The following is a 19,384-nucleotide window of genomic DNA, read 5'->3' as shown; positions in this document are numbered from 1 at the left end:
TACCGATACCTCAGATCTAAAAAGCCTTTCTGTATCGCCCCTGATAATCAAAGACCCTATCCTGAATCTGCCAGTAGTGCTTCTGTTTGCGGGCGACGACAAAATCTGGGGCTGTCAGCAGAGACTGCACCTGAGCAACCTCCTCAACGCTCTTAAAGTTCACCGGAGTCTGACTATTGGCCAGCCGTCGGCCGAACAACCTATTGAACACCGCCCGCTGAGCCGGTTTGGTAAAGTCGAAGGATTCCGTCAGTTCCTCACCATCTTCACCGTGATAGATGATTTTCAGCTTGGAGCCGTTGATATTCAAACTGATACCGGCACAACGAATCACCAAGGCATCTTTCAGCTTTAGCGCGTCTTTTAGTTTATCGTCAGGATCGATAATAGCCGTATGGCATTGATGGCATTTTCGGGCGGCAATATCATTCTCCGCCCCACAATGGGCACACTCTTTAAAGCGGAAACGGTAATCGCACTGTACTGGAGGCTGATCCGAAGCGAAAGGATTGCCGTCATCATCAAGACCGAGCAAGCCCTGACAACGGCGGCCATAATGCTCAATCACCTGGCCCTGAGAATCCTTTTTGCCCCAAAAGATATTGGCGAAACCACAACCGGGGCAAAACACCTGCACCGGCTCGCTGTCTGGATTGGGCTTCTTCTCACCCACTTCAGGATGATACAAATTGACATGATTACCGGCATAATCGATCACCAAACAATCGCTCTTGCCCTCATCCAGCCGCAGGCCTCGGCCCACAATCTGCTGATACAGGCTCACCGACTGGGTCGGGCGTAAAATAGCGATAAAGTCCACATGGGGCGCATCAAAACCCGTAGTCAGCACCGAGACATTGACCAAATATTTCAGCTGACGCAGCTTGAAACGTTGAATCAGATCATCCCGGGTTTTAAGATCGGTGGCTCCGGTAATCAGCGCCGTTTGGGATTGAGGAAGATAGCTCGTGATCTCTTTCGCATGATCTACCGTAGCGGCAAAAATCATCACGGCTTTGCGTTTGTCCGCCAGCTCCATCACCTGCTCGATAATGGCTCGGGTCACCCGCTGATGCTTGCTTAACAGCTGATTGACCTCCTTTTCTGCGTATTCGCCAAAGCTATTTTGCGCCAGTACAGAAAAGTCATACTGAGCCACCGCCGCATCCACCAGTTCCGGCTTGGTCAGATAACCACGGCGGATCATATAACTGAGGGGCAGCTCATAAATACAGTGCCGAAAAGGCTTGTCCTTCTCCTCACTAGAGCCTCGGACAAAGCCATGATGGTGATAGCGGTAGATCCAGCCCATCCCTAGCCGATAGGGCGTGGCCGTCAGCCCTAGAACCTTAAGATTATCGTTCTGCTGTCGCAGCTGCTCGATAATTCGCTGATACTGACTGGTATCCTCGCCGCTGACCCGATGGCACTCATCGATGATAATCAGGGAATATTCGTGCTGAAACTGATCCAGATTGGCAGACACCGACTGAACACTGGCAAAGGTCACCTGATGCTGGCTTTCCCGACGCTTCAACCCCGCCGAGAAAATACCGCCGTTAAGGCCATAACTCTGGTACTTGGCATGGTTCTGCTCCACCAGCTCCTTAACATGAGTCAGCACCAGAATCTTACGCCGCGCAAGACGCGCCAACTCCGCAATCACCAGACTCTTACCGGCCCCTGTAGGCAGCACGATCACTGCCGCTTCACTGGATTTTCGAAAGTGCTTAAGGGTGGCATCAACGGCTTCCTGCTGATACGGGCGCAGGGTAAAAGGCGTGGTCATAGTGGGCGTAATATCGGGTGAAGAATGAGAAACGAATAGTAGCAAAAATTATCAGTCCAAGCCGCACATAGCTGATTATTTATACAGATAGTACCGGCACCTCCTGTGGCTCTGTGTCGTCATCTCACACCACAATAAAAGCATACTTGCGCTAATTTGCATTTATAATTACTATAGCGCTCAAATTGAATAGAGCCTGCTAATGGTGAACAACCCATCAGGCCTTACTTTTTACCGCCCGACAGCCCCGTTGGGCTCTCAGGGTTATGAAAACAATGAAGATTGGTATCTTGCTATGCGGGGATGTACCTGCAGAACTCGTTGACACCTTCGGTAGCTATACCGAATGCCTGAGAACACAACTCAGACTGGATGAGTGCGACTCCGTAACGGTCTGGGATCTTTACCGAGCCGGTGAGTTGCCGGATGATATCAACCAATGTGATGCTTATATCGTGGGCGGCAGCCCGTCAGGCGTCCATGATGGTCTTGACTGGGTATGTCGCCTGTCTCAATTTATTCGCAACGCCTTTTACGGCAGGAAGAAACTATTTGGCATCTGCTTCGGCCACCAAGTCATCAATCATGCTTTGGGTGGTGCCGTAAAGCGATCTGAAAAAGGCTGGGGACTGGGCGTTTATGGCGTGCAGCTTCGGCAGAATATAGGCGCTCTGAAAACAGGCCATAACTTGCAGCTGATTGCGGTTCATCAAGATCAGGTGATCAGACCCGGTCAAGGCTTTGAAGTATTAGCGGGTAACGCGTTTTGTCCCAACTACATCACCCGATATAAAAACCAGATCCTCACTGTACAGGGACACCCTGAATTTAGTGGCCCGTTTTTTAATGCACTGCTAAATCAGCGAACAGCAAAATTTAAGCCCGAAGAGATCAAAAAAGCACAGGTGACGGATGATAGCTTAATCTGCAACCGTAGGTTCAATCGCGCGGTAAATGAGTTCCTAGCCTCCTGATAGAATAGAAACATGCAGCATATGGTGTGTTCGCAGCCAGGTGCAAGCTCTGTCAGTTTTCCGTCAGGGTCAGTGCTTTGCTGCCCGTTCACAGCCCATTAACTATTTCTCAATACATCGGGTTGCCGTTCCTGGTCTCACTTGGCACACCCTGAATCGAGTCCCAATGCTCCACAATCTTACCGTTTTCATCAAACCGAAAGAAATCCATCGTCACGTACTCGTCATTCCTAGGCCATATCTGATGGGTATGCAGTGCAACCAGATCATCTTCCGCCACCGCCCGCACAAATTCTATACGTTTATCCGGATAGTCTCTGGCCATTTCACTGAAGTACTCAATAAAAGCAGCCTTACCCTCACCGACTAACGGGTTGTGTTGTATATACTCGGCACCGACATACTGCTCTACTGCTTTGACCGGATCGCCAAGATAGGCTGTTCTGTAAAATTCAATTGCGTTCTGTTTGTTTGCTTCAAGATTCTGACTCATCTGGATACACCTGTCATATGAAATCTGCCCATCAACATACACCCAACACGCCGACAAAAAAACCTTCCTTAATCAGGCAGCGGCTCCCTCTTTCAGTATCTGTTTATAACGCGCGTCAAACCCTTTTTTCAGCCAATCCATTAACGCACTGACCCGGTTAAGCTTATATCGCAGCGGCGGGCATACTAAATACACTGGTGTTGATTCTGTCCACTCGGGCAAAACCTCCACAAGCCGTCCATGATCAAGATCCGCCTGCACATAAACATCCGTCAAACGGGTAACCCCTAAGCCAGCCATGGCAGCATGGCGCATAACCCGGCCACTGATCACTTTTATCCCTCCTTCTGCTCGAAGAGTTTGTTTTTCATCGCCATTAGAAAATACCCACTGGTCAACACTGCCATAGACCAAAGGCAACCCAATTAAATCATCAGGGTGCTTTATCGCCCTATTCACTTTCATAAATTCAGGGCTTGCCACATAGCGTGTCCTGATCGTACCAAGCTTACGGGCAAGCAGTGTGGAATCAGGCATATGCCCCAGCCGCACTACAAGGTCATAGTGTTGATCAATCAGATCAACCTGTACGCTGGAGAAATCCAGATGAACTTCGATATTTGGGTGCTGTTTCTGAAACTCAATCACCAATGGAGCAATAAGCTGCTCACCCAATAAACCTCCCACAGCGTTCATTCGGATAACACCTTTTAACTCATCCGTTGACTGGCTGGCCCAAGTGGATGCCAGGGCAATTTCCTGTAGGGCAAGGCGGGTTTTACGGTAATACGCCTCACCGATCTCCGTAAGCCGTAACTGGCGGGTAGTGCGGTAAAAGAGTTGTACGCCAAGTCGGGACTCCAGCTCGGTAACCTGCTGGCTTAAATTGGCTTTTGAATAGCCCGTGGCCTCCGCAGCCGCAGTAAAAGTGCCAAACTCCGCCACATGATTAAACGCAATGATGCCGCGCCAATAAATATCGTTCATAAATACCAAACAATGTTTTCATATTAGTCGTATATATCATCATAATCGTCTTGTTCACAATACGTCCAGAGTTACAACAGAGGGATCGGCAATTCCGCCCGACCTCTCAAAACAGGAGTCGTGAACATGAATAAACCTCTGATCGTCATCACAGGTGCCAGCTCAGGCATTGGTGCCTCCATGGCAAAACGTTTCTCAGAAGAGGGGCATCCGCTGCTATTGGTCGCCCGCCGCCTTGACAATATTCAAGCCCTTAACCTTCCTAACACCCTATGCCGGGAAGTTGATGTGACCGATCGAGTCGCGTTTGACTCGGCGATCAAAGACGCGGAAGCACAGTACGGCCCTGTGGATTGCCTGATCAATAATGCCGGTGTGATGTTACTGGGACAGATCGAGTCACAGGACCCTGACGAGTGGCGGAAGATGTTTGATGTTAACGTCCTCGCCCTGATGAACGGCATGCAAGCGGTACTGGAGGATATGAAAGCGCGGCACTCGGGCACCATCATTAATATCAGCTCGGTTGCGGGTAAAAAATCCTTTGCCAATCATGCCGCCTACTGCGGCACTAAATTTGCCGTATCCGCGATCACCGAAAATGTGCGTGAAGAAGTGGCGGATTCAGGCGTACGGGTAATGGCGATCTGCCCTGGTGCGGTAGAAACAGAACTATTGGGGCACACAACATCCCAAGAGATTATCGACGGTTATGAAGCCTGGAAAACATCAATGGGTGGCATCCTAGTACCGGATGATATCGCCCGAACTGCCGTATTTATGTATACCCAGCCACAGGGGGTGAACATCCGTGATGTGGTGATCGCCGCAACACGTCAGCAGCCTTAAAGCAGGTTTAGCATATAACGAAACGTTAGACCTCAACATCATTCCCACAGCTATGTGGGAATGATATTTTGGGGCTTAAATATTCGCCTTACAAAAGGCGAGCGATGCTTAAACCTCTACAGATTCACTGGTAATGGACACCTGGCGCGGCAAAGCTCGTTTTATATTGCTGCCACTTTCTCTTCAGGCATCATGGAGAAAATACCACCAAGCAGAGCCTCATATCATCATATTGACTTTAAGCACTATAATTTAAAGACATCAACTGATTTATCCAGGGTTAGTGCCAAATTCTGCAGATCAGATGCCATATCTTTGTTGCTATTAGAGCTCTCATAGGTCATTTTTGCGAGGTCATTAATTTCAACAATATTGACGTTAATCTCCGATGCTACATGAGTTTGCTCCTCAGCCGCCGTTGCAATCTGAGCATTCATATTCTCTATCACAGAGACAGACTCTATAATTGATTGAAGCGCTTTATCTGCAGCATCAGATTTCCCAGCAGTTGTTCTTGCATCTTCTATATTACTATGCATGAGGTCAACTGAACGCTGAGCTTCATTCTGAAGACTACTGATTAAGCTTTGTATTTCATTAGTACTTTCTTTCGTACGGTTTGCCAGGCTACGAACCTCGTCAGCAACAACAGCAAAGCCCCGGCCATGCTCCCCAGCCCTTGCAGCCTCAATTGCTGCGTTCAAAGCTAATAAATTGGTTTGTTCAGAAATGGCATCGATGACTTCTAAAATGGAGCCAATACCCTGAGTTTCTTTTTCAAGTTTCGTGGTAACGACCATTACTTTCTCAAGACCAGATAGTAGGGTCGAGATATTATCGTTCATCTCTTTAACAACATTAATACCTTGCTCAGAGTACTCATTTGCTTCTTTTGCGGCGGTTGAGGCTTGTGATGCATTACGCGCAACTTCCTCAACTGTCATGGTCATTTCATTCATAGCTGTAGAAGTATTTTCCAACTGGATACTTTGTGTCTCAGAGCTATTGTTTGTTTTTTCAGCAGCAATGGTCACTTTGTCGGACGACGCTTTGAGTTGGTCCGTAGCTTCATTAATATTTCTGATGATGGACTTCAGATTATTAATCATCAAAATTGTTGCTGCATAGATGCCTGTTTCTTTTCCAGTCTCAGATACCTGCAGTGTTAAGTCACCATTTGCAACACGCTTTACCAGCTCTTCGATTTCTTTTGGCTCACCACCGATAGGTTCATACATTAGTTTCATAACAAGAAAATAAACAACACCTAATGCAACCAAAATAAGAACAATAGAGAATGTCAAACCTTCAACCAGGTTAGCACTTGAAGGTGCATTTATGTGACGGGTTGTATCCAGAGTCCAAACACTCCAACCTAAAGACGCAATGCGGGCGCTGTTAACTACATATTCTTCACCCGCGTATTTATAGCGATGTTCACTACTTGCTTTATCTTTATAAGCTTTATACGAAGGCTGAAGTTCAAATAAGTTTTCACCAATTTTATCAGCTTCAGGGGCAGCAAGAATAAAACCATCAGAACGACTGACAATAAGCTGATTTTCTTCTGAAAGGCTCTGTGCAAACTGCGTGATACCCAGGACTTTTGTATTAATCAGTAAGGTCGCAGCAATTTTATTATCTCGCATGACAGGAACAGCAAATGCCATTACGAGCTCGCCGGTATCAGCAGTTCTGTATGGTTTGGTAATAATTTGCTTTTCTCCAGCGAAAATCCTCTCATACCATTCTCGTCCGAGATCTTTCGCGTTAAAGTCAGCTATTTCACCGGTTGCAATGAACGTTCGTCCACTTTCGAGTGCTACAACTGTTGCTACAACATCAAGAGCTTTGGTTGTCTCTTTTAGTTTTTTCACTACTATATCAACATCAATATTCCCATCTTTATCGATAGGCAAATCACTACCGATAAGATTGAGGCTATCGAAATAGCGCTGAACACGCTGCTCCAGCGCATTAGATATTAAGAAAGATTCTATCTCCAATTTTTTTGTAGCACTGAAAACAGAAGCTGATTTGAAATTCAGATAGCCAGTGATTGACACAATCAATATAGCGACAACAAACAAGGTGCCTATATAGATTAATAGTTTTAATTTAGCACTCATAGCGGTTAATCCCATTCCGTCAGTAATCGACACCTCAAAAACTATATTCCTTTTTTTAGAGAAAATCGCTATTTTTTCATATTTTTCATGGAAAAACTCAGCATGATTTTTAATCGCGCCTGAAAAAAATATTAAGAGATCTCTAAAATAAAAATTAGTAATCCTGCTATTCAAAATTGTAATCTTAAGAATTAGATACAATGAAAGTTAATACCCTACAAGGGGACTCAAGAATTAACACTCTACTTGTAAGTGATAATGAATGCTCATAGCCTATGCATCCTTGCAGAAGTAGAGCGTCTGCGCGTTACACAATAGCTCCGCCTGTCTGAGAGGCTGACTGGCTACCCCTTCTGCTCCGTAGCATATGCGATATGATCCTCGACACACGGTAGCTTGACCGGAATACGACTCAACTCCTGCTGAATCATAAACATCAGCTCATTTCGGGCACCAGATTGCAAAAAGTCATCCAGACTATCCCCACGATCAAATACCAGTGTAATCTTCAGCGTCTCCGGAAAGCGCCTGTAATCAGCCTCGTGGGTCAGCCACTGAAAACCGTCAAACTCTTTCATAAAGTCTTCACAGATATCCGTCAGCAAGAGGCGAATCTGGTTATCGGTTTTCTTGTCCGTTTTGCGCATAGTCGCAGTAACCTCAGAAGAAAGCGTATCGCGGGAAGCCGGTTAAAGGGTGCCTGTCCAGCAGGTTTACACCCTTAAAACTATCGAATGCCAATGGGGTTGCCCCCTGTCAGAGTCATGAAACCGGAGGGACGATACCCTCTAGCCCCGCTCAACCTCTTTTCGATTAGGAATAATAGCCTTGATCATGACCACCACCACAAACACAAGACCTCCGGCAATCAAGCCGCTCAGCGCCTCCAGCAAAATCGGCAGCCCACCGATAAACAGAGGCCCCGATGCCGTAGTCACCTGCTCGATCAGATGGTGTAAAAAAGGCAGTCCGTGAACAAGAATACCTCCACCAACCATAAACATGGCGATGGTGCCGATAACCGACAGCCCCCGCATCAATTTAGGGGCTGCGGTCAGAATGCTCCGGCCTAACACTTTCTGAAAGCGGCCACTATCAGGGTTGCGCAGCAGGTAAAGCCCCATATCATCCAAACGCACGATCCCTGCTACGAGCCCATAGACACCGGCTGTAATCAGAAAAGCAAGGCCGATAAGTACAGACAACTGAGTAAGCAGAGATGCCGTAGCCACGGTACCTAAAGTGATCGCGATAATCTCAGCCGATAGGATAAAATCGGTTCTTATGGCACCTTTTATTTTCTCTTTTTCAAACGCAAGGATATCCAGCTCACTATTTTCTATGGCTGTTTTAAGCGTCCTGAGATGGAGCTCTTTTGACGCTTTTGACTGGAACAGGGCGTGAAATACTTTCTCAAACCCCTCAAAACAGAGAAACATCCCACCAAGCATCAGTAAGGGTGTTATCAGCCAAGGCATAAAATAACTGATAACCAGGGCCGCGGGGATCAGAATCATCTTATTCAGCAAAGAGCCTTTAGCCACTGCCCATATAACAGGCAGCTCCCTATCTGCCTTAACCCCGGAAACCTGCTCTGCATTAAGGGCTAAGTCATCCCCCAATACCCCAGCGGTTTTCCGGGCGGCAATTTTAGTCATGCTGGCCACATCATCCAGCAGCGTTGCAATATCATCAATTAATGCGAAAAAACTGGAGCCTGCCATTGCTTTATCCTTAATACGGGAATGTTTACCCTTTTGAATTAATTTGGGACACCCATAATTTAATCCGAATTAATTTGAATAATTAGGGACATCCATAATTTGTATATTAACCGGTTAACCTACTCCGTTGGCCCTACCTGACAATAGCCTGTAGCTTTCTGAACTACCTTACCGCACGACAGCCTAGTGCCTCATCGTGATACATCGCCGTTAGATAATCTTCAGCCAAACGCAAACCTATGCCCAGTTTTTGCGAGAAAAACGCGTCAAAAACACTAAACTTTTCGACACGTTATAAATAACACTTAGGGCAACGCAACCGCTACGCCCTATACCTGGTGGCAATCTTTACGCTGCTGGCATCTTTACCGCATTTTACTGGCATCGTCTTGCAAAGTTCTACGCACACTTATGGTGCTCCATCAATACACCGCCCGCACTATACCGGTGCGGTTTCTGCTGTTTTTTTTTGCTAAATCATAGGTAACACACTGTTTTAAAATAATTAATTTTTTCATAGTGCACTTCTTGCATGAATTTTAATGTGTTGATTCAAATCAAATAAAAATATCTATCAAGACTTCCAAGTTTTTTGACCCACGTGCGATGGAGATTGCCGATGAAACAACTAATCAGCCATAAAATGAACCTGTCTGCAGCAGAAAAACGCTGGCTGCCCATTTTTGGCAGCAATGGTAAATTGCAATTAGGCTGGTCTTGCTTCCTGAATCGTCAGTTGTATCCGGTGATTGAGCAGATTTTTGAAGGTATCGCTTCTACTCGTGTCGAGATTTTGCAGCAGTGGGCCTCCAGCCACTGGCAGAATTTAGATGAGCTGGCGGCTCAGTGTGCGGAGGCGGATTCCTCTCAATGGTTGGACTTACTACTCAGACGAAAAGATCAGGTTGGTGATTTTTCTGAGCTTTTTATCGTTGATGGTGAAGGCAAGCTTTTAACCTCCACTCATGCAGAACGTATAGGTCAGATGCACAGCGGTGAATTATTAACCCAAGCGTTACAAGAAGGTTTAAAAAAACCATTTCTTCATGGCCCTTATACAGATCCGGTCACTTTGGAGCTAGGCGCTTCTACATCCAGTTTCCATGACGCAGTTACCCTGATGTTTTATCAGCCGTTGGTACACAAAGGTAAAGTGATTGGCTGTATTGCAGGCCGCGTTCCCAACGATGTTATTGGTGATCTGATCCAGCGGGAAGCAGGTCACGTTTATCCTGAGTCTGGTGATAATTATATTTTTATGGTTAAGGCCGGATTCGATAACCGTGTGCAACCGGGTACGGCTTTATCCCGGTCCCGCTTTGAAGACAGCACCTTTTCTCATGGTGAAAATCTAAAGCAAGGCATTCACACCGAGTGGGGTACAGTGAGCGTAAAGAGCCATACCGAGCTGGAGCTAAGGTTTACCGATCCTGCAACAGGCGAGTTGCACCCCGGGGTACGAGAAACCATTAAGAACGGCAGCAATCTCTTTATTACCTACCCAGGTTATTCCGATTACCGCCATATCCCGGTCATTGGCAAGGGTGTCACTTTTCAATTACCCGGCTCACCGGATCGCTGGGGAATGATGTGTGAAGGTGACTTAGAAGAAGTGTATCGCCGTCGCTCAATCAGTGTAAGCCTTATGAAGACCTATCTGTTGACGGTCATCGCGCTGATGGTAACCACCACTCTGTCACAGCACTTTTCACCTTTTGGTTTACTGCCAACTTTAATGTTGAATGGATTAATGCTGGCTGTTTCTGCCTGGATTTTTGCTAATACAGGCCCTAAACGTGTTGCAGAACGTTTACGTAAAACCACACAGATCATCCGTACCATTGCAGAAGGTGAGGGTAATCTGAAACAGCGGCTGAATACTGAAAACATGGCGCAGGATGAAAGTGGCAGCATGGGACGCTGGATTAACAGTTTTATGGACAGTCTGGACGGCATTATGGGCCAAGTAATTCATACCACAGGCGCAGTACAAAACAATAACGAGACGATGCTGACCCGTACCCAGGAGGCCAGTCAAACCAGCCGGGAAGTAAATGAGGTTGTCGGCAAAATGCTGACCCTGGTTGAAGATCAGTTGGGTGAGATCAATCAAGCCTCAGAAACCGCACAAACCATGAAAAACGCAATGGATGAGGTGGTCGAAAGTGCCCGCGAACAGTTTGAGGCTGCACGTACAGGCACGTTAAGCATTCGTAAGGTGGTTGATACCACTGGGGCGCGGGTACAGAAGCTTGATAGCCGGATGAAAGAGATCGGTGATATTGTCTCTATGATTACTGATATCACCAGCCAGACGAACCTGCTGGCGCTAAATGCGGCCATTGAAGCCGCTCGTGCGGGAGAAGCTGGCCGCGGATTTGCCGTGGTTGCGGATGAAGTTCGTTCACTGGCCAGCCGCACTGCTGAAGCCGCATCGGAAATTCAGGCTACTGTATCCAGCCTACAGGATGAAACACGTGCCGCTGTAAACTTTATGGAAGAAGGTGTAAAAGAAGTGGATCAGCGTCTTAAAGATGCTGAATCTGCCAGCACTGAAAACACAGAGCTTCACCAGGCCGTTAGCCAAATGTTTGGCATCATTACGCAGCTGCATGAACGTAGTCATTTTTACGGCTCATCCATCAGACAGGTTGAAGTCGCATCCAGCGAAATGAGCCAGGTTATGGATGAATTACAAGACAGCGCCCATCATGTGAAACACTCCACCCAGACCCTGCAGCAACTGGTTGGACGCTTCACCGTTAGTGCAGATAGGTAAACCGTACAGATCAGGCTACTGGTTTTAGTGGGTTAAAATATGGGTGTCCCGTATTTCTTTCCGAGTAGAATGAAACAACGGTCAGCACTGCTGACCGTGTGTTTGAGTAGAACGAGAAGCTCTCGTTTAGCCGCCCAGCCGCATCCTGCACACCGCCTTACTATAAGGTCAAAGTTTGGAGCAATACTAACTGAAAGCCCCCAATGCAGGTATCTACATCGGGGGCTTTTTAGACTAAAACACTAGGCGTCAAACTGATCAGCCACCCAGATAAGCCTTACGTACGTCTTCGTTCACCAGCAGGTTATCACCGGTATCTTCCAGTACGATCTTGCCATGCTCAATCACGTAACCCCGGTCGGCCAGCTTCAGCGCCTGGTTTGCGTTCTGCTCCACCAGGAAGATGGTGGTGCCTTCGCTGCGCAGCTGATCGATGATATCGAAGATCTGGTTAATGATGATTGGTGCCAGACCCAGTGAGGGTTCATCCAGAATCAGCAACTCAGGATTACTCATCATGGCACGGCCAATAGCCAACATCTGCTGCTCACCACCGGACATGGTGCCGGCACGCTGGCTGTAACGCTCTTTCAAACGCGGGAACAGTTCCAGTACGTGAGCCAGGCGTTCCTCGTAATTGGTATAGTTAAAGAAACCACCCATGGCGAGGTTTTCTTCAACGGTCATACCGGAGAAAACACGACGGCCTTCAGGCACGACAGCAAGACCGGTACGCATAATCTCAGAAGTTGCCTTCTGGGTGATATCTTCGCCTTTCCAGGTCACCGTGCCGGATGATGCACGAGGATCACCACAGGCAGTCATTAGCAAGGTGGTTTTACCTGCACCATTAGCACCGATCAGGGTGACAATCTCACCCTTCTCAACATTCAGGGATACGCCTTGCAGAGCCTCAATGGGGCCGTAGTGCGTATGAACATTATCAAGTCTCAGCATTACTCTTCTCCCAGATAAGCTTTGATTACCTCAGGGTTACCCTGAATTTCAGCAGGTGTACCCGCTGCCAGTGGTTCACCCTGATTCACCACGTAGATCTGGTCAGAGATACCCATGACCAGTCCCATATCGTGCTCAATCAGAAGAATAGAGATACCCTGCTCATCCCGCAGCTGGACAATCAGCTCATCCAGTGCTTTGGTTTCGTTCGGGTTCAAACCTGCTGCGGGTTCATCCAGCATCAGTAATTTTGGCTCGGTTACCATGCAACGGGCGATTTCCAAACGACGCTGCTGACCATAGGCCAGGTTTCCGGCTTCACGATTAGCGAAATCCAGAAGGCCGACACGCTCCAGCCAGTGGGCGGCACGATCCATCAGCTCCTGTTCGCTCTTTTTAAAGCCTGGCGTCATAAAGAAACCTTTCAGAAGGCTATGCTCGGCATGCATATGCTGAGCAACCAAAAGGTTCTCGATCACGGTCATCTCTTTAAACAGACGTACGTTCTGGAAAGTACGTACCATTCCCTCCCGGGCGATCAGGTGGCCAGGCTTGCCCCGCAGCTCTTTGCCCTGAAAGATAACAGAGCCTGCGGTTGGAATATAAAAGCCACTCACACAGTTGAAAACTGTGGTTTTACCGGCACCATTCGGACCGATAACAGAGACAATTTGCTTTTCTTTTACTTCAAGATCGACGCCGTTTACTGCCAGCAGGCCACCAAAGCGCATCGTCAAATCTTTTACTGTTAACAGATTATTAGTCACGTTTCAGCTCCAAATGCGGACGTTTCATCGGCAGCAGACCCTGTGGTCGCCAGATCATCATAAGTACCATCATCAGACCAAACAGCAGCATACGGTATTCATCAAACTCGCGGGCCAGCTCAGGCAGAACGGTCATAGCAATAGCCGCCAAAATCACACCCAGCTGCGAGCCCATACCACCGAGCACAACGATAGCAAGAATGATGGCTGACTCGATAAAGGTGAAGGATTCCGGACTGATAAAGCCCTGTCGTGCCGCAAAGAAAGAACCGGCAAAACCCGCAAAAGATGCACCAATGGTAAACGCGCCCAACTTAATTGACGTTGGGTTCAACCCCAAAGAACGGCAGGCGATATCATCTTCACGCAGGGCCTCCCAGGCGCGGCCAATCGGCATACGAATCAGGCGACGAATCACATAAACGGTGATCAGAACCAGAACCAGTGCCATCAGGTACAGGAACATCACTTTGTATTCACTGCTGTAGCCGATACCAAAGAACTCATGGAAGGTGGTTGCACCTTCTTCTGACGGACGACGACTGAACTCCAGACCAAACAACGTCGGTTTAGGAATACGCGCGATACCGTTCGGGCCGCCCGTAAGCTCTGTCCAGTTATTCAGCAAAATACGGATGATCTCACCAAAACCCAACGTCACAATCGCCAGATAGTCTCCGCGCAAACGCAGCACAGGGAAGCCCAGCAGAAAGCCGAACAGAGCAGCCAGACCACCGGCAATTGGCAGTGCAACCCAGAAAGAAACACCGAAGTACATGTTCAGCAATGCGTAGGTGTATGCACCCACAGCGTAAAAGCCAACATAACCCAGATCCAGCAGACCTGCCAGACCGACCACCACGTTTAACCCCAGACCCAGCATCACATAGATCAGAGTCAGAGTAGCGATATCCACCGCTCCACGGGAACTCAGGAAAGGAAAGATCAGCAGGCCGATGATCACAAACATCGTCCAGACACGTTGCTGCTGAGGCGTACGTAAAAAGCCAGGAAGCTCCATACGCTCATCACTGCGCATTTTGGTAGTAAAACGACCAACCTGCTCCCGAAAAAGCTGCAGCAGAAAGACCAGTACAACACCCACAAACAGGAATGTAATTTTGCCGGTTGAAGACGCTTCAACAACCAGATTGATACCTTCTGAGGTCAGAGACATCCCCAGCAGGAAGCCACCCAGCACCAGAGTAATCAGGGCGGCTACAAATGCAGAAGTCACGCGAGACATTAGATTTTCTCCACCTCAGGTTTACCCAGAATACCCTGCGGCATAAACAGCAGAATCAGAACCAACAGAGAGAAAGCAACAACATCTTTGTATTCTGCGGTCAGATAACCAGCTGTCAGACTCTCGGAAATACCCAGAATCAGGCCGCCCAGCATCGCGCCCGGAATACTACCGATACCGCCTAATACAGCTGCCGTAAAGGCTTTAAGTCCGGCGATAAAGCCGATATAGGGGTTCACAACACCGTAGTAAAGTCCCAGTAACATACCCGCAACCGCCGCAAGTGCTGCACCGATAACAAAGGTTACTGCGATAACATTATTCGAATTAATACCCAGCAGGTTGGTCATGCCGATATCCTGCGCGCAAGCGCGACAGGCACGCCCCATACGGGAGCGGGTAATAAATAGAGTCAGACCAATCATACACAGAACAGTCGTCACCATAATGATCACCTGCATGTAGGAGATCATAATATGGCTGCCAGAGGGGTCGCCAAACAGGAAGCCACCCTGAATCATACTTGGCATCGCAATATCACGGGAGCCCTGAGCCAGACGAATATAGTTCTGAAGAAAAATAGACATACCGATAGCAGAAATCAGTGCGATCAGACGTTTACTACCACGCAACGGTCTGTATGCAACCCGTTCAATGGAAAAGCCGTAAGCACTGGCTACCAGAATACTCACCGCCAGCGCCATGGCGATAAGCAGGAAAGGATTATCAATACCCAGCATACTTAAACCCGCCAGGGCGATAAACGCGACATACGTACCGATCATATAGACTTCGCCATGCGCGAAGTTGATCATGCCGATGATGCCATAAACCATCGTGTAGCCGATGGCGATCAGCGCATAGGTACTACCTATGGTCAGACCATTAGCAATCTGCTGAAGAAAATAAAAAATAGACTCGGACATTGGTTGACACCTTGAGAGCAACGCTAAACCCGAAGCCTGCTTTTGGCGGGCTCCGGGGGAACGTTCACAGTGTACTTTGTAAGTGAACTGTTCGTTTCAATATTATTATGAAGACTTATTTGGCAGGGGATTTAGTGCCATCAGCGTGCCAGTTATAAACAACGAAGTTGAATGAGGTCAGATCACCCTTCTCATCAAACTTAACATCACCGATCGGCGTGGAAAATGAAGCTTTATGCATGTGCTCTGCAACTTCGTAAGGATCGCTGCTGCCGGTTGCATTCATACTGTCAGCCATAACCTGAACCGCTGCGTAAGCAGGCATTACGAATGGGCCGGAAGGATCCTGTCCTTTCTTTTCAAACGCACTGACCAGACCTTGGTTCTTAGGATCCAGTTCAAAGCTTGGTGGCAGGGTAACCAGCAGACCTTCAGAAGCTTCGCCAGCGATAGCAGAGATGTCTTTGTTACCGACACCTTCAGGGCCCATAAATTTCACATCAAGACCCAGCTCAGCAGACTGACGCAAAATCAGACCCAGCTCAGGGTGGTAACCACCGTAGTAGACAAAGTCAACATTGTTGCGTTTCAGCTTAGCAACCAGTGCAGAGAAGTCTTTATCACCAGCGGTGATACCTTCAAACATCACAACATCAACACCCGCTTCTTCAACGGTGTTCTTAACAGCTGTTGCAATACCTTCACCGTACTGCTGTTTATCATGAATAACAGCCATACGCTTAGGTTTTACACTTTCTGCAACAAAGCGGCCAGCAACAGGACCCTGCAGGCTGTCCAGCCCGATGGTGCGGAAGATCAGCTCATAACCCTGCAGTGTAATATCCGGGTTGGTAGAAGCCGCCGTCACCATTACGATACCTTCATCTTCATAGATATCAGACGCAGGCTGCGTTGAGCTTGAACAAAGGTGACCAACAACATAGCTGATGCCGTCATTTACGATTTTGTTAGCTACCGCTACCGCTTGTTTAGGGTCACAAGCATCATCGTATTTAACACCAACCAGTTTCTCACCGTTTACGCCACCGTTTTTGTTGATCTGCTCGATCGCCATTTCAGCGCCGATAAACTGCATATCACCATACTGCGCAACAGGACCGGAAACAGGGCCTGCAAGGGCAATCTTGATCTCAGCCTGAGCTAGAGAAGCGCCCATCAATGCGGCGGAGACACCCATTCCAATAAGAGTTTTTTTCACCATGCTCTTCATTATTATTTCCCATTTTATTATTGATAATTCGATTTCAGCTGAATTAACAGGGATCTCGTCTCAGCTGATTATTCTGATATCTGAGAAAAAATGACTCACATTCCACCATTGATTCAACAGAACACCAGACCTTCGACTAAGGATTATTCACTCAAATTCTGACTTTTGTCTAGTTTGTATCGGTACAAATTTCATTTACAAGCCATTTCCGACAAAAAATAAAACTGGCTAAAAACAAAATACCAAGAAGATAAATCGTGATTTACATGTAAAAATGGCTAAATCAACTAGATGAAGAATAAAACCAGGTATTTAGCTCCGTTTGTAACACTTTATTTACAAAACTTTTTTGTAGTGCATTTTTTTTAAATTCAGGTACTTAACAGTAAAAAATCTGGTCATTTTTTACGCACAAAGCCGAGTTGTGAACTAAGTTTTAACCAGACACTCAAGATCAGAGGTGAGCTATGGTTACTCAATTACCGGTCACTCAATTACCGTCATTTGATGTGCTAATGGATCTGGCCCAAAACAACCCTGAGCAACTGGAAACAATGCGTAACACCCTAAGCGAGGAGATTATTCAGAACGCATCACCAAGAGCCCGTAATAAGCTTAAGGGCATTGTATTTAGAGTAAATATGGAGCGCCGACGTAGCAAAACCCCTCTGCAAAGCTGCATTCGTATTGCGGCTCTTATGCAAGCGTCCTGTGGTCAGATGCGAGAAAAGCTGGGCCTGCTGAAGTCGCAACCCCTGTACCTGGTAAACCGCACAGAAAGACCTAAACCTGAACAAGCGGATAACGTTTTGCCTTTCAGACCAGCAAATAAGTAACTGACAAGCACTCTAAGTAACTGAGCCGATACCCAACCTTTCCGGGTGATAACCGCGAGTTCAATCCAGTCTCATGAATAATCACTACATCCAGTTAATATCACTAAAAAAACCACTAATACAAAGAATAAACAACCATCAGCGAGAACAGGTATTCCCGCATTCTATTAAAAGCGACTTCCATCCTATTTACTGGCATATATCCTGCTTTTAAGGCTATAAGCGCCTTGAGTTAGTGCATATACGCACCGCTACGATGCAATAAAAAAGTGATAAAAATCATTAAGTTATAACATCGGGCACCAAAAGATTATTTTATTTGCGATATCACTCCACTTATTGGCGCACCACCCGTGCGCAAAGCTTGTGCGGCACAGACTCAAAAACGCCCTAATACAGGGCATATAAAAAATACAAGGGGAAGCCTGTGGAGACCATTTCTGTGGACACAATAAACAGTGCAGTTGAAACACTGATGCAGGGAGCCAATACGCTCTTTATTCTTATAGGAGCCATTCTGGTTCTCGCAATGCATGCCGGTTTTGCCTTTCTTGAAGTGGGTACTGTGCGCAAAAAGAACCAGGTGAATGCATTAGTTAAAATTATGACTGACTTTGGTTTTTCAACGTTAGCTTACTTCTTTATTGGCTATTGGATCGCCTATGACATCACCTTCTTCAGCAGCGCTGAAGTTCTAGCGGAGGCCAATGGTTATGCTCTGGTGAAATTCTTCTTCCTGCTGACCTTTGCCGCAGCAATTCCCGCAATTATCTCAGGGGGTGTTGCTGAACGGGCACGTTTCTACCCTATGCTAATGGCTTCGGCTCTGATTGTCGGACTCGTTTACCCTATGTTCGAAGGTATCATCTGGAACGGAAACTACGGTTTTCAGGATTGGCTGACAAACCAATTTGGTGCGCCTTTCCATGATTTCGCCGGTTCTGTAGTCGTTCATGGGGTCGGTGGCTGGATCGCGCTGGCAGCTATTTTGGTTCTGGGTGCCCGTGCCGGCCGCTACCGTAATGGTAAAGTGGTTGCTTTCGCACCGTCGAATATCCCTTTTCTTGCCTTAGGTTCCTGGATTCTGACTGTTGGCTGGTTTGGGTTTAATGTTATGTCGGCACAAACTCTTGACGGTATCAGCGGCCTGGTTGCCGTTAACTCCCTGATGGCGATGGTCGGCGGCATTATAGCCTCAATGTTTCTGGGTAAAAATGACCCAGGCTTCATCCATAACGGGCCTTTGGCAGGACTGGTAGCCGTTTGTGCTGGCTCCGATATTATGCACCCTATGGGGGCATTGATTACCGGAAGTATTGCCGGTGCTCTTTTCGTTGTAATGTTCACCTTGGCGCAAAACAAATGGCCACGCCTGGATGATGTATTAGGTGTCTGGCCTTTACACGGGCTTTGCGGAGTCTGGGGCGGTATCGCCGCTGGAATATTTGGTCTGGAAGCACTGGGGGGACTCGGTGGCGTGACCCTGGCCTCACAACTAATCGGCACACTAGCAGGCGTCGTTATCGCCGTTCTTGGCGGCTTGATCGTTTATGGGCTGGTACACAAAATAGCTAATATCCGCCTGGATGAAGAAGAAGAGTTTAACGGTGCTGATCTCAGTATTCACAAAATTGGTGCAACCAGTGATGACTGAGCCCTGCTAAGCCCACCATTCTGTTACCACTCTCTGAGCACCC

Annotated in this window: 16 protein-coding genes; 5 read left to right on the top strand and 11 right to left on the bottom strand. The window is 47.4% G+C overall.

The genetic code is table 11. From position 1 onward, the window contains the following. Positions 1-16 precede the first annotated feature (16 nt). The gene (locus tag ACN0R8_RS12555; RefSeq protein WP_417598090.1) at positions 17-1,789 is read right to left on the bottom strand and encodes a DEAD/DEAH box helicase; all 1,773 of its coding nucleotides are present in this window, start codon (positions 1,787-1,789) and stop codon (positions 17-19) included. 266 nt (positions 1,790-2,055) lie between these two features. Here ACN0R8_RS12555 and ACN0R8_RS12550 point away from each other — a divergent pair, with 266 nt between their 5' ends. After that, positions 2,056-2,763, top strand: a complete 708-nt coding sequence (locus ACN0R8_RS12550; protein WP_417597908.1) for a type 1 glutamine amidotransferase — start codon at positions 2,056-2,058, stop codon at positions 2,761-2,763. 109 nt (positions 2,764-2,872) lie between these two features. Here ACN0R8_RS12550 and ACN0R8_RS12545 read toward each other — a convergent pair whose 3' ends face one another. After that, entirely contained in the window at positions 2,873-3,256 is a 384-nt protein-coding gene (locus ACN0R8_RS12545) for a nuclear transport factor 2 family protein (protein WP_417597906.1), read from the bottom strand. A gap of 72 nt (positions 3,257-3,328) precedes the next feature. Continuing rightward, positions 3,329-4,243 carry a LysR substrate-binding domain-containing protein gene (locus ACN0R8_RS12540; RefSeq protein ID WP_417597904.1) on the bottom strand — a complete coding sequence of 305 codons (915 nt, stop codon included), beginning with the start codon at positions 4,241-4,243 and terminating at the stop codon, positions 3,329-3,331. Positions 4,244-4,369: 126 nt separating this feature from the next. Here ACN0R8_RS12540 and ACN0R8_RS12535 point away from each other — a divergent pair, with 126 nt between their 5' ends. Next, positions 4,370-5,092: an SDR family oxidoreductase gene (locus ACN0R8_RS12535; RefSeq protein ID WP_417597902.1), complete on the top strand. Its 723-nt coding sequence runs from the start codon at positions 4,370-4,372 to the stop codon at positions 5,090-5,092. A 245-nt stretch (positions 5,093-5,337) separates the two neighbouring features. Here ACN0R8_RS12535 and ACN0R8_RS12530 read toward each other — a convergent pair whose 3' ends face one another. The 3 genes from ACN0R8_RS12530 to ACN0R8_RS12520 all read right to left on the bottom strand — a co-directional run bounded on the left by ACN0R8_RS12530 (position 5,338) and on the right by ACN0R8_RS12520 (position 8,945). Then, entirely contained in the window at positions 5,338-7,395 is a 2,058-nt protein-coding gene (locus ACN0R8_RS12530; protein WP_417597900.1) for a methyl-accepting chemotaxis protein, read from the bottom strand. Positions 7,396-7,565: 170 nt separating this feature from the next. Next, entirely contained in the window at positions 7,566-7,868 is a 303-nt protein-coding gene (locus tag ACN0R8_RS12525; protein ID WP_417597898.1) for a Fis family transcriptional regulator, read from the bottom strand. A gap of 141 nt (positions 7,869-8,009) precedes the next feature. Then, positions 8,010-8,945, bottom strand: a complete 936-nt coding sequence (locus tag ACN0R8_RS12520; RefSeq protein ID WP_417597896.1) for a DUF808 domain-containing protein — start codon at positions 8,943-8,945, stop codon at positions 8,010-8,012. A gap of 619 nt (positions 8,946-9,564) precedes the next feature. Here ACN0R8_RS12520 and ACN0R8_RS12515 point away from each other — a divergent pair. Then, a complete protein-coding gene (locus tag ACN0R8_RS12515) occupies positions 9,565-11,724 on the top strand; it encodes a methyl-accepting chemotaxis protein (protein ID WP_417597894.1) in 2,160 nt (719 codons plus the stop codon). A 258-nt stretch (positions 11,725-11,982) separates the two neighbouring features. On the opposite strand, the gene ACN0R8_RS12510 is transcribed toward ACN0R8_RS12515, so the two are convergent. The 5 genes from ACN0R8_RS12510 to ACN0R8_RS12490 all read right to left on the bottom strand — a co-directional run bounded on the left by ACN0R8_RS12510 (position 11,983) and on the right by ACN0R8_RS12490 (position 16,851). Further along, positions 11,983-12,681 carry an ABC transporter ATP-binding protein gene (locus tag ACN0R8_RS12510; RefSeq protein ID WP_417597892.1) on the bottom strand — a complete coding sequence of 233 codons (699 nt, stop codon included), beginning with the start codon at positions 12,679-12,681 and terminating at the stop codon, positions 11,983-11,985. After that, positions 12,681-13,448, bottom strand: coding sequence for a high-affinity branched-chain amino acid ABC transporter ATP-binding protein LivG (gene livG / locus ACN0R8_RS12505; protein WP_417597890.1), 768 nt, complete (start codon positions 13,446-13,448; stop codon positions 12,681-12,683). The genes ACN0R8_RS12510 and livG overlap by 1 nt, the downstream gene beginning before the upstream one ends. Then, on the bottom strand, positions 13,441-14,694 hold the full coding sequence (locus ACN0R8_RS12500; protein ID WP_077242474.1) for a high-affinity branched-chain amino acid ABC transporter permease LivM: 1,254 nt from the start codon (positions 14,692-14,694) through the stop codon (positions 13,441-13,443). The genes livG and ACN0R8_RS12500 overlap by 8 nt, the downstream gene beginning before the upstream one ends. After that, positions 14,694-15,620 carry a high-affinity branched-chain amino acid ABC transporter permease LivH gene (livH, locus tag ACN0R8_RS12495; RefSeq protein ID WP_077242475.1) on the bottom strand — a complete coding sequence of 309 codons (927 nt, stop codon included), beginning with the start codon at positions 15,618-15,620 and terminating at the stop codon, positions 14,694-14,696. The genes ACN0R8_RS12500 and livH overlap by 1 nt, the downstream gene beginning before the upstream one ends. Positions 15,621-15,735: 115 nt before the next feature. Next, positions 15,736-16,851: a branched-chain amino acid ABC transporter substrate-binding protein gene (locus ACN0R8_RS12490; RefSeq protein WP_417597886.1), complete on the bottom strand. Its 1,116-nt coding sequence runs from the start codon at positions 16,849-16,851 to the stop codon at positions 15,736-15,738. Between the two features lie 467 nt (positions 16,852-17,318). Here ACN0R8_RS12490 and ACN0R8_RS12485 point away from each other — a divergent pair, with 467 nt between their 5' ends. Then, positions 17,319-17,687, top strand: coding sequence for a DUF3135 domain-containing protein (locus tag ACN0R8_RS12485; protein ID WP_417597884.1), 369 nt, complete (start codon positions 17,319-17,321; stop codon positions 17,685-17,687). Positions 17,688-18,129: 442 nt separating this feature from the next. Further along, positions 18,130-19,341, top strand: a complete 1,212-nt coding sequence (locus tag ACN0R8_RS12480) for an ammonium transporter (RefSeq protein WP_417597882.1) — start codon at positions 18,130-18,132, stop codon at positions 19,339-19,341. Positions 19,342-19,384: the final 43 nt, after the last annotated feature.

Source organism: Oceanospirillum sp., assembly GCF_048265165.1.
In the GTDB taxonomy this organism is placed as follows: Bacteria; Pseudomonadota; Gammaproteobacteria; order Pseudomonadales; family Halomonadaceae; genus Oceanospirillum.
Note: the sequence above shows the minus strand (reverse complement) of the source record. Positions and strands in the feature narration are given on the sequence as shown.

What these genes read in the sequence shown, in the direction of transcription:
- ACN0R8_RS12555 (WP_417598090.1), bottom strand. Translation starts at nt 1,789, where the DNA reads ATGACCACGCCTTTTACCCTGCGCCCGTATCAGCAGGAAGCCGTTGAT.
- ACN0R8_RS12550 (WP_417597908.1), top strand. Translation starts at nt 2,056, where the DNA reads ATGAAAACAATGAAGATTGGTATCTTGCTATGCGGGGATGTACCTGCA.
- ACN0R8_RS12545 (WP_417597906.1), bottom strand. Translation starts at nt 3,256, where the DNA reads ATGAGTCAGAATCTTGAAGCAAACAAACAGAACGCAATTGAATTTTAC.
- ACN0R8_RS12540 (WP_417597904.1), bottom strand. Translation starts at nt 4,243, where the DNA reads ATGAACGATATTTATTGGCGCGGCATCATTGCGTTTAATCATGTGGCG.
- ACN0R8_RS12535 (WP_417597902.1), top strand. Translation starts at nt 4,370, where the DNA reads ATGAATAAACCTCTGATCGTCATCACAGGTGCCAGCTCAGGCATTGGT.
- ACN0R8_RS12525 (WP_417597898.1), bottom strand. Translation starts at nt 7,868, where the DNA reads ATGCGCAAAACGGACAAGAAAACCGATAACCAGATTCGCCTCTTGCTG.
- ACN0R8_RS12520 (WP_417597896.1), bottom strand. Translation starts at nt 8,945, where the DNA reads ATGGCAGGCTCCAGTTTTTTCGCATTAATTGATGATATTGCAACGCTG.
- ACN0R8_RS12515 (WP_417597894.1), top strand. Translation starts at nt 9,565, where the DNA reads ATGAAACAACTAATCAGCCATAAAATGAACCTGTCTGCAGCAGAAAAA.
- ACN0R8_RS12510 (WP_417597892.1), bottom strand. Translation starts at nt 12,681, where the DNA reads ATGCTGAGACTTGATAATGTTCATACGCACTACGGCCCCATTGAGGCT.
- ACN0R8_RS12500 (WP_077242474.1), bottom strand. Translation starts at nt 14,694, where the DNA reads ATGTCTCGCGTGACTTCTGCATTTGTAGCCGCCCTGATTACTCTGGTG.
- livH (WP_077242475.1), bottom strand. Translation starts at nt 15,620, where the DNA reads ATGTCCGAGTCTATTTTTTATTTTCTTCAGCAGATTGCTAATGGTCTG.
- ACN0R8_RS12490 (WP_417597886.1), bottom strand. Translation starts at nt 16,851, where the DNA reads ATGAAGAGCATGGTGAAAAAAACTCTTATTGGAATGGGTGTCTCCGCC.
- ACN0R8_RS12485 (WP_417597884.1), top strand. Translation starts at nt 17,319, where the DNA reads ATGGTTACTCAATTACCGGTCACTCAATTACCGTCATTTGATGTGCTA.